Raw genomic sequence first — 9283 nt, 5'->3', positions numbered from 1 at the left:
GCGTTCACGGAAGCAAAATCCAAACGGGATCAGTCTGCCGTTGTATGTCAACTCCAGCAATGGATTGCGAGTTTGCCCAATTATATCAAGGCTTTGTTCGGAAAATTAAGCTGCGAAAGTTGAGTTAATCCTATTACATCATAGAAGGAGACATCGGATGATGAGCTCAAACATACAGCAAGTAAGCGATCAACAGCAAATCAGCATGAAGTTCGTCACGTTGGTCTCGATCGTCGCCGCTCTCGGCGGTTTGTTGTTCGGGTTTGACACCGCGGTCGTTTCGGGTGCGGTCGGCTTTATGCAAATACGTTTCGATTTAAGCGAATTCGAGGTCGGCTGGGCCGTTTCCAGCTTGATCATCGGTTGTGTCGTCGGCGCTTTGAGCACCGGGGTGCTCAGCGAGAAATTCGGACGCAAAAAAATATTGATTACGGCGGCCATTCTTTTTATCATCGGTTCCGTCGGCTCGGCGATTCCGAGCACGTTCAGCGGTTTTATCGTCGCCCGGATGATCGGAGGCATCGGCATCGGGATTACCTCTACCCTATGCCCGCTTTACAATGCGGAAATCGCTCCCGCCAAATACCGCGGACGGCTTGTGGCATTAAACCAGCTGGCTACGGTTACGGGCATTTCGCTCGTGTATTTCGTCAATCTGTGGATTGCAAGTTTGGGGGACGATGCTTGGGACGTATCCTCCGCGTGGCGTTGGATGTTCGGAGCCGGCGTTGTTCCCGGCGTATTGTTCCTGGTCCTGCTGTTTTTGGTGCCTGAAAGCCCAAGATGGCTGATCAAGCAGGGACGGGCGGCCGAGTCCCTTCCGATCCTGCTGCGCATCCACGGCGAAGAGCTGGCGAAGCAGGAAGTGCTTGATATTAAAGAATCGTTCAAACAGGAAAAAGGATCGTTCCGGCAGCTGTTCGGGCCCGGCTTGCGCATGGCCTTGATCGTCGGCGTGGGTCTTGCGATCCTGCAGCAGATTACCGGGATCAATGCGGTGATGTATTATGCTCCGGAAATTTTCAAAGAGACCGGAGCAGGAACGAACGCGGCGCTGATCCAGACCATTTTGGTCGGCTTGATCAACTTGCTGTTCACGATTTTGGCCATCTGGCTGATCGATAAAGTCGGACGCAAGGCGCTGCTCCTCGTAGGTTCGGCCGCCATGACGATTTGCTTGGCCGTGATCGGCATCGCTTTCCAAACGGGACATACGTCCGGACCGCTCGTGCTTATTTTCATTTTGATCTACGTGGCTGCCTTCGCCGTGTCCCTTGGACCGGTCGTATGGGTCGTCATTTCGGAAATTTTCCCGAACCGCGTGCGCGGCATTGCCACCTCGATTTCGTCGATGGCCTTGTGGGCGGCCGACTACGTGGTATCGCAGGCCTTCCCTCCGATGCTGTCCTCGGCGGGTCCGGCGATGACGTTTTGGATTTTCGGCATCATGTCGCTGATTACCGTCGTGTTCAGCTGGCGCGTCGTTCCGGAGACGAAGGAAAAATCCCTGGAAGACCTCGAGTCTTTATGGGCGGCTAACAAGCCGCAAGCCTAAACGGGTGAAAACAACAGAGGATGTTCTTGAAAGTCGTTTGCGACTTTTGGGGGCATCCTTTTTTTCATGTTCGTTCCCGATCCGGATCGCCAGGCCAGAAACTAGCAAGGATGGCGGCTCCGTGTTTCGGGCAACTTAGTTAAAAACAGGAGTATAGGAGTGAGCGCAATGTCCAGAAGAAACAGAAGATACGCGGTCCCGGGAGCCGAGCGCGGCATGCAGGCGTTTAAAGCGGAAGTGATGCGGCGCGAGGGCTACAACGTGGATCCCAGCCGTCCGGACGACGTGAAATACGAAGTGGCGAAGGATCTCGGCGTTCCGCTTGAGCCGGGCAACAACGGCAATTTAACCACGGAGTCGGCGGGCCAGATCGGCGGCAAAATCGGCGGCTCGATGGTGCGCGAAATGATCCGGCTGGCGCAGCAGCAAATGGTGGACCGCGGCGGGAACGAATAATCGGTTGAGCCGTCGCGGCAAAACGGCTTCCAACTTGAGGATAGCGAAGGGTTCAAAAGGAACATATCCGGCCGTGGTTCATGAAAAGGATATGTTCCCTTCACGTTGACGAAAATTAGTTAACTGGTTTATTATTAAAAAGTAAACTATATACGTGGGGGGACCAGATGTTTCATTTCTTGCATGCGATCGAACGATACTCGGGCAAATTGAATGTTTCGGAAACGGAATACAAAACGGGGAGGGTGTTGGCCAACCTGTTTTTCCTCACCACCGAAATACAGAAGGACCTGGAGCGCCGCGCGCGGGAATTCGGCATCTCCTACGGGCAATACATGCTGCTCTGCGTGCTCCGTTATCAACCGGAGGGCCGGTCCAACCCTTCGGCGTTGGCCGACCATTTGAAGGTAACCCGGGCAGCGGTAAGCTCCATGATCGACGCCCTCGAAAAGGGCGGATATGTGGCGCGCGAGCTGGACGACCGCGACCGGCGCGGCATGGTCATTTCCATTACGGAGGCCGGTTTAAGCAAGGTAAAGGAAATGACGCCGTTGTTTCTTTCCTTAATGAACCAGCTCGTGTCGGAATTCGGGGAAAGCGACATCGACTCGCTGCTTCAAGGATTGGCCAAGCTGCGGGGGGGATTCGAGAAACTCCGCCGGGAGGACGAACCCGAAGCGGAAGGGTGACCTGGATTGCCCGTCTCCGCATGAATCAACAGACTTATGACTTGGGAGGAACCGATCATGAACTATAAAAACATCACGGTTGCCGGAAGCGGCGTTTTAGGCAGCCAAATCGCGTACCAAACCGCTTTTAAGGGATTTCAGGTGACGGTATATGATATCAATGATGAAGCTTTGGAACGCGCCAAAGAGAGAATCTCGCAGCTGAAGCCGCATTATCAGGCGGATCTGGGAGCAACGCAGGAAGAGGTTGAGGCGGCATACGGCCGGATGTCGTTCAGCAGCGATTTGTCGCAAGCGGTGGCGGATGCGGATCTGGTGATCGAGGCCATTCCGGAAGTCGTTTCGATCAAAAACGATTTTTATGCGAATCTGGGGAAAACAGCCCCGGAAAAGACGATTTTCGCGACCAACTCCTCCACCCTGCTGCCAAGCCAATTCGCTGAAGCTACAGGGCGTCCGGAGAAATTTCTGGCGCTGCATTTCGCCAACGAGATTTGGAAAAACAATACGGCGGAAATCATGAAACATCCGGGAACGGACATGGGCGTGTTCCAGGACGTGGTCGAGTTCGCGAAAGCGATCGGCATGGTTGCGCTGCCTTTGCATAAAGAGCAGCCGGGGTATATTTTGAACTCTTTGCTTGTTCCGCTGCTGGATGCGGCTCAGCGCCTGTTGATCAAAGAAGTGGCCGACGTCGAAACGATCGACAAAACCTGGATGGTGGCGACGGGAGCGCCGATGGGACCGTTTGCGATTTTGGACGTGGTGGGCATCAACACCGCATACAATATCGGGCGCGCGAAAGCGGAGGCGACAGGTGACGAAGAGTTCCAAAAGATAGCCGACCTGCTGAAATCGGAATATATCGACAAAGGGAAGCTGGGAAGAGCGACGGGAGAAGGCTTCTACAAATATCCGAATCCCAGTTTCGCCCAACCGGATTTCCTGAAAAACTAAAGTGCGTCAACCATATCGATCGTAACATCTTTGATCGGCTGGGAAGGAGCAAGGGGAATATCGCCCCCATGCTCCTTTTTCGGTTTGGTTTGCTGAATTTTTCGTTGGTGAATAATGGGGGAAGATGTGTTATTTTAAAAAAAAATGCGGGGCATTCGCGACATCGCGTCGGGAGCAGTTCTATTATTTTCGGGGGGTCTATGCAGGCTCCGGCATAGCCGTAGAACATATGAAGGAGAGAGACTAGAATGACATTAAAGGTAGGCATTATCGGGACAGGAAGCATGTTTAAAGCGGCCCATTTGCCGGGCTGGCTTTCCCGGCCCGAGGTGGAGATCGTCGCCTTTTGCGACGCATTGCGCGCTTCCGCGGAGGCGTTGGCCGCCAACTTTCCGGGAGCGAAGGTGTACGACCATTTCAGCGAAGTGCTGGCGGACCCGTCGATCGACATCATCGGCATCAGCACGCCGAACGTGTTCCATTCGGAAATCGCCGTCGCCGCCTTGCGGCAGGGCAAGCATGTGTTTTGCGAAAAGCCGGATGCGGTCAATCCGGTCGAAGCGCAAAAAATGGCCGATGCGGCCCGGGAAACCGGCAAGCTGCTGATGGTGATGCGCAACAACCGATTTTCGCAGGAGGCGCAGTACGTTAAAAGGCTGGTCGAAAAAGGCCAGCTGGGCGAACTGTACATGGGCCGCTGCGGTTGGGTCCGGCGCCGGGGCATTCCGGGGCGCGGCGGCTGGTTTACGACGAAGGCGCTGTCGGGAGGCGGGCCGCTGATCGACTTGGGCGTACATATGATCGACCTCGCGATGTGGCTGAGCGGCAATCCGAAGCCGGTTACCGTATCGGGCTCGACGTACCGCAAATTCGCCGACCGTCCGGATGCGTCCGGCAAGGTGCCGGAAGGCACGTTCGACGTCGAGGACTTGGCGTCCGGTTTCATCCGGTTCGACAACGGAGCGTCGCTGCAGATCGAATTCAGTTGGGCGTCCAATATCGAAAAAGAGGAAAAATTTTTGGAGTGGCGAGGCACCGAAGGCGGCTTCAGTCTAGTCAACGACAAGCTCAACCTCTACTTGGAGAACGAAGGAGCGCTGATCAACCAGCAGCCGTATTTTAAGGACGAAATTCCGCAGCATACGGCCAACATTCAGCATTTCATCGACTGCGTGCTCGGCCATGAGCGGCCGATTTTCACGCCGGAGCAGGGCGTCGACATGATCAAAATTTTGAGCGCCATCTACGAGTCCGCCGAACGCGGCCGGGAGATCGTGCTGTAATCGGCCACGGGCCGTTTCCATACCTTAAATCAATAGGGACGCGTACGGGCAATTTCCCTTGTCGCTTTAAGTGCGATAGGGGCCCGGGCGCGTCCTTTTTTTGTAAGACATATGTTACCTTACTCCGTTCAGCTTGCGAAAAGCCTCCGGGGTCATCCCCTCGGTTCGTTTGAATAACGTGCTGAAGTACCCCGGCGTCGTGAATCCGACCTGCCTTGCGATTTCGCCGATTCGGGCTTCGGGAAATTCCAGCAGGCGTTCTTTGCTCTTATGGATGCGAAGCTGGTTCAGGTACTCCATCGGGCGTTTGTTCAGTATTTTCCGAAACAGGAGGCACAGATGCTGGGCGGACACCCCGATTTGCAGGGCAAGCTCCTGCAGCGGAAGATCCCGGGCGTAATGTTCCTCCATGTAGTCAAACACGGGCTGAAGACGCAAATATCCTTGATCGGTGGAGGATGCGTGCATGGTCATGTCCGTCATCAGATCGATAAAAAACATGTAGGCAAGCTTTGAGCATTCCAGCCCCGCAAGCGGTTTGTCGGAAAACGTTAGGGACAGCGCATTTTTCATGTGGTTGAGGATCAGCTCCTGCCTGTGTACCGGATAGACCGCGGACTCGTTCATGCCGGCAAGCCGTGCCAGCGCTTCCACCTCCGGCCCCAAGAAGGTCATCCAATACACTTCCCAAGGTTTTTCAACGCCGTAATAGGCATGCTCCTCATCCGGGTACAAAAACATGCCCGAACCGGGTCTGACCCGGTACGTTTGCCCGCGGACCGCCAGTTCTCCTTGGCCGGATACGCAGTGCAGCCATTGGAATTGGGGATAACCGCCGGGTCTGTGGATCGGGTCCTGGTGATCCCAATGTCCGGCGCCCGTCATATAGACGGGCAGCTTCATGACCGTGTCGGTTTGCATCAGAAATCCAAGTTTGTTTGCCATGTTCCCACCCCTCAGGCGATAGCGGCATGATGTGAAAATCGTTGAATAAATAAGAAAATCGCGTTCTGTATCAAGCGGTACGCCCCTTTTATAATGTTAATATAACATAACGCTGAAGCGGGGACGATGCCCTTGGGAATGCATGCGTCCATCGTTCGCTTACGAGAGGAGTCGGAATCCAAGTGACCTTAAAACCTTATTGGGAGAATCCTAAAATATTGCAAGAGAACCGCGAAGAGGCCCGCGCTTCCTATATTCCTTACGGAGACACGGAAAGCGCGCGTTCCGGCAAACGGGCACGCTCGCCATGGTACCAAACGCTGAACGGCAGCTGGAAATTCAATTATCGCCCGCGCGCAAAGGATGTCGACACCGATTGGACCGGGGAACGGTACGATACATCGGGTTGGGATGACCTGCTGGTTCCTTCCTGCTGGCAGGTGCAGGGTTACGACCAGCTTCAATATACGAACGTCAATTATCCGTTCCCTTATGATCCGCCTTACGTGCCGGACGACAATCCCGCCGGATTATACGTCAGGGAGTTTCGGATCGGTCCGGAATGGTCCGGCAAAGACACGTATATTATGTTCGAGGGTGTAAACGCTTGCTTTTATTTGTGGATAAACGGCGCATACGTCGGATACAGCCAAGGGAGCCGCGTCCCGGCGGAGTTTAACATCGCCCCCCACGTGCGCCAAGGCAGCAATAAAATCGCCGTGATGGTAATAAAGTGGTGCGACGGTTCGTATTTGGAGGACCAGGATCAGTGGCGTTACACCGGCATTTTCCGGGACGTGTACCTGCTGGCACGCGATCAAGCCCATGTCCGCGACGTGTTCTGCCGAACAGAGCTTGCCGAGGATCTGAAGTCGGCACGGATCCAGGTGGAGGTGGATACCACCGGCGCCGCGTCCGTTGACGTTCTGCTGACGGATCCAAGCGGGCGGGAACTGCTGAATCAGCGCGGAGACGTGGACGGAAAACATGCCTTCGACCTTCCGGTGGATTCGCCCATGCTTTGGAACGCCGAACAACCGCATTTGTACGAGGTTATTGTTTCGAGCGGGGAGGAAGTCCTGCGCTTCAAGGTCGGTTTCCGCCGTATCGAAATCAAAGACGGGGTATTCCGTATTAACGGACAAGACATCAAACTCAAAGGTGTCAACCGTCATGACTCCCATCCCGAGCTCGGCCAAACGATACCGCTCCGCCATATGATCGAGGATTTGAAGCTGATGAAGCGGCATAACATCAACACGATCCGCACCTCCCATTATCCGAATGATCCGCGTTTTCTGGATCTTTGCGACGAGTACGGCTTTTACGTGATCGACGAGGCCGATTTGGAGTCCCACGGCGATTTTTCGCTTTATTACGGCACGAAAGACAACCGAAGCTTCCCGAAAAATCCGGAGTGGAAGGAAGCCTTCCTGGATCGCCAAATCCGCATGGTGGAGCGGGACAAAAACCATGCCTCCGTCATCATCTGGTCGCTTGGCAACGAATCCTACTACGGGCCGAACCATGTCGCGATGGCCGAATGGACGCATGCCCGCGATCAGTCCAGGCTCGTACATTACGAAAGCGCAGCCCATGATCCGGAGCAAGAATTCGATCAAAGCTGCCTGGACATGGAAAGCCGCATGTATATGTCCGTCCCCGATTTGGAGGCTTATGCGAAGGACGGCGGCAAACGAAAACCGATGTTTCTCTGCGAATACAGACATGCGATGGGCAACGGCCCGGGCGATCTCAAAGACTACTGGGAGATCATTTATGCTTATCCGAAGCTGATGGGCGGCTGCGTCTGGGAATGGGTGGACCACGGCATTCAAACCTATACCGAAGACGGAAGGCCGTTTTATGGATACGGCGGCGATTTCGGCGAGAAACCGCATGACGGCAATTTCTGCCTCGACGGGTTGGTCAGCCCGGACCGCAAGCCGAATATCGGGCTTTTGGAACTGAAGGCGATTTACGCTCCGGTGCAGATCGAAGCGATCGATGCGGCGAAAGGGCGTTTCAGCATCACGAACCGCTATGATTTCAGCACGCTGGGCAAGCTTGCGATCCGCTACCGCTTGAAAGCCGAAGGCACGCTGCTTGCGCAGGGGGAACTCGCCGTGCCGGAGCTTGCCCCGCATGCAAGCGCGGAGGTGACGGTCGACTTGAATATTCCCGCCTCGATAGCTGCAGCCGTCGATCTGGAGTTTATCGTGGTCCTGAACGAAGATCAGGTTTGGGCGGAAGCGGGATACGGGATTGCAAGCATGCAATTTGAAGTCAGACCGCGGACGATTCGTGCAGCAGCGGAGCAAGGCGGGGCATGGGGTCCTGCAAAATCGGTTCAGGCCGCTGAAGAAGGGCGGCTGCTCGTCATCGAAGGGTTCGATTTCAAGCACACGTTCGACTTGAGTCTGGGCACCTTCACGGGGATCACGAAGCACGGCGTCAACATGCTTGCCGCTCCGGCGCATTTCGAGGTATGGCGGGCGCCCACCGACAATGACCGCAACGAAAAACATGCCTGGGCGAACGCCGGGCTGGACCGGGCCGTGACGAAGGTGTACAGCGTAAGCTGGCAGCAGCCTGCTTACGACCGGGTGACGATCGAAGTGAGTTATTCCATGGGCGGATATTCGATCCGGAACATCCTGAGGGGCACGGCCGAATGGTCCGTTTTCGCGGATGGATCCATTACGCTTAGAACCGACGTCGAAGTCGGGGGAACGGTCGATTTCCTGCCGCGGTTCGGCCTGCAGCTTACGATGCCAAAAGGAAACGAGGCCGTCACCTATTACGGTTTGGGGCCGCATGAGAGCTACATCGATAAGAAGCTGAGCGTGAAGCGGGACGTGTATGATACGAGCGTCGACCAGATGCATACCGATTACATCATGCCGCAGGAAAACGGCTCCCGTTATCATACCGAATGGGCGGTGGTAAGCAATTCTCTGGGCATGGGGCTGCGATTTGCGGGGCCTGACCGCTTTTCCTTCAATGCGAGCCATTATACGCCGGAAGACCTGACGGCAGCCCGGCATAACGTTGATCTGGTGCGCCGCGACGAAACGATTGTCCATCTCGACTACAAAATGAGCGGCGTCGGCTCCAACTCCTGCGGACCGCGTCTCATGGAGAAATATCGGCTGAATGAAAAGTCGTTTACGTTCGAGGTGACGATTCAGCCGGTGTTTGGCGAGGACGAGTAGGGGATCGGGAGATCGGAGCCCAGTGACGTGCGTATGTGTGTAAGCAGCTATAGAAATTGAAAAAAGGGATGCTCCGACTAAATTGGGGCATCCCTTTCTCTCTAAATGCTCACAGAATAGCCTGTATAGGTTTTGTATAGCCCCGGTTGCTACACTGTAAGAAGGGAGAAATTGCGGCATTCG

At 55.0% G+C, this 9283-nt stretch carries 7 protein-coding genes; 6 read left to right on the top strand and 1 reads right to left on the bottom strand.

The window, feature by feature from the left end; all coding sequences use genetic code 11:
- The first annotated feature begins 160 nt into the window (after positions 1-160).
- The 5 genes from KI367_RS18625 (at position 161) to KI367_RS18605 (ending at position 4940) form a co-directional block, all read left to right on the top strand.
- Positions 161-1555 (top strand): sugar porter family MFS transporter, encoded by a 1395-nt coding sequence (locus KI367_RS18625; protein WP_052147325.1) that lies wholly within the window; start codon positions 161-163, stop codon positions 1553-1555.
- A 168-nt stretch (positions 1556-1723) separates the two neighbouring features.
- Complete coding sequence (locus KI367_RS18620; protein ID WP_212951500.1) at positions 1724-2011, top strand: alpha/beta-type small acid-soluble spore protein; 288 nt, start codon at positions 1724-1726, stop codon at positions 2009-2011.
- Between the two features lie 167 nt (positions 2012-2178).
- Positions 2179-2700: a MarR family winged helix-turn-helix transcriptional regulator gene (locus tag KI367_RS18615; RefSeq protein ID WP_212951498.1), complete on the top strand. Its 522-nt coding sequence runs from the start codon at positions 2179-2181 to the stop codon at positions 2698-2700.
- A gap of 57 nt (positions 2701-2757) precedes the next feature.
- Positions 2758-3657, top strand: a complete 900-nt coding sequence (locus KI367_RS18610) for a 3-hydroxyacyl-CoA dehydrogenase (RefSeq protein ID WP_212951496.1) — start codon at positions 2758-2760, stop codon at positions 3655-3657.
- Positions 3658-3905: 248 nt separating this feature from the next.
- Positions 3906-4940 (top strand): Gfo/Idh/MocA family protein, encoded by a 1035-nt coding sequence (locus KI367_RS18605; protein WP_212951495.1) that lies wholly within the window; start codon positions 3906-3908, stop codon positions 4938-4940.
- A 114-nt stretch (positions 4941-5054) separates the two neighbouring features.
- Here the strand turns inward: KI367_RS18605 and KI367_RS18600 are convergent, their stop codons facing one another.
- The gene (locus KI367_RS18600; protein WP_212951493.1) at positions 5055-5885 is read right to left on the bottom strand and encodes a helix-turn-helix transcriptional regulator; all 831 of its coding nucleotides are present in this window, start codon (positions 5883-5885) and stop codon (positions 5055-5057) included.
- Between the two features lie 182 nt (positions 5886-6067).
- On the opposite strand from KI367_RS18600, the gene KI367_RS18595 reads away from it, so the two are divergent.
- Complete coding sequence (locus KI367_RS18595; RefSeq protein WP_246537074.1) at positions 6068-9100, top strand: glycoside hydrolase family 2 TIM barrel-domain containing protein; 3033 nt, start codon at positions 6068-6070, stop codon at positions 9098-9100.
- The last annotated feature ends 183 nt before the right edge of the window (positions 9101-9283 follow it).

The organism is Paenibacillus cookii (assembly GCF_018333375.1).
GTDB classification, from domain to species: domain Bacteria; phylum Bacillota; class Bacilli; order Paenibacillales; family Paenibacillaceae; genus Paenibacillus_AQ; species Paenibacillus_AQ cookii.
Note: the sequence above shows the minus strand (reverse complement) of the source record. Positions and strands in the feature narration are given on the sequence as shown.

Bases quoted from the DNA above. Each gene is read 5' to 3' on its own strand.
- KI367_RS18625 (WP_052147325.1), top strand. From the start codon at position 161: ATGAGCTCAAACATACAGCAAGTAAGCGATCAACAGCAAATCAGCATG.
- KI367_RS18620 (WP_212951500.1), top strand. From the start codon at position 1,724: ATGTCCAGAAGAAACAGAAGATACGCGGTCCCGGGAGCCGAGCGCGGC.
- KI367_RS18615 (WP_212951498.1), top strand. From the start codon at position 2,179: ATGTTTCATTTCTTGCATGCGATCGAACGATACTCGGGCAAATTGAAT.
- KI367_RS18610 (WP_212951496.1), top strand. From the start codon at position 2,758: ATGAACTATAAAAACATCACGGTTGCCGGAAGCGGCGTTTTAGGCAGC.
- KI367_RS18605 (WP_212951495.1), top strand. From the start codon at position 3,906: ATGACATTAAAGGTAGGCATTATCGGGACAGGAAGCATGTTTAAAGCG.
- KI367_RS18600 (WP_212951493.1), bottom strand. From the start codon at position 5,885: ATGGCAAACAAACTTGGATTTCTGATGCAAACCGACACGGTCATGAAG.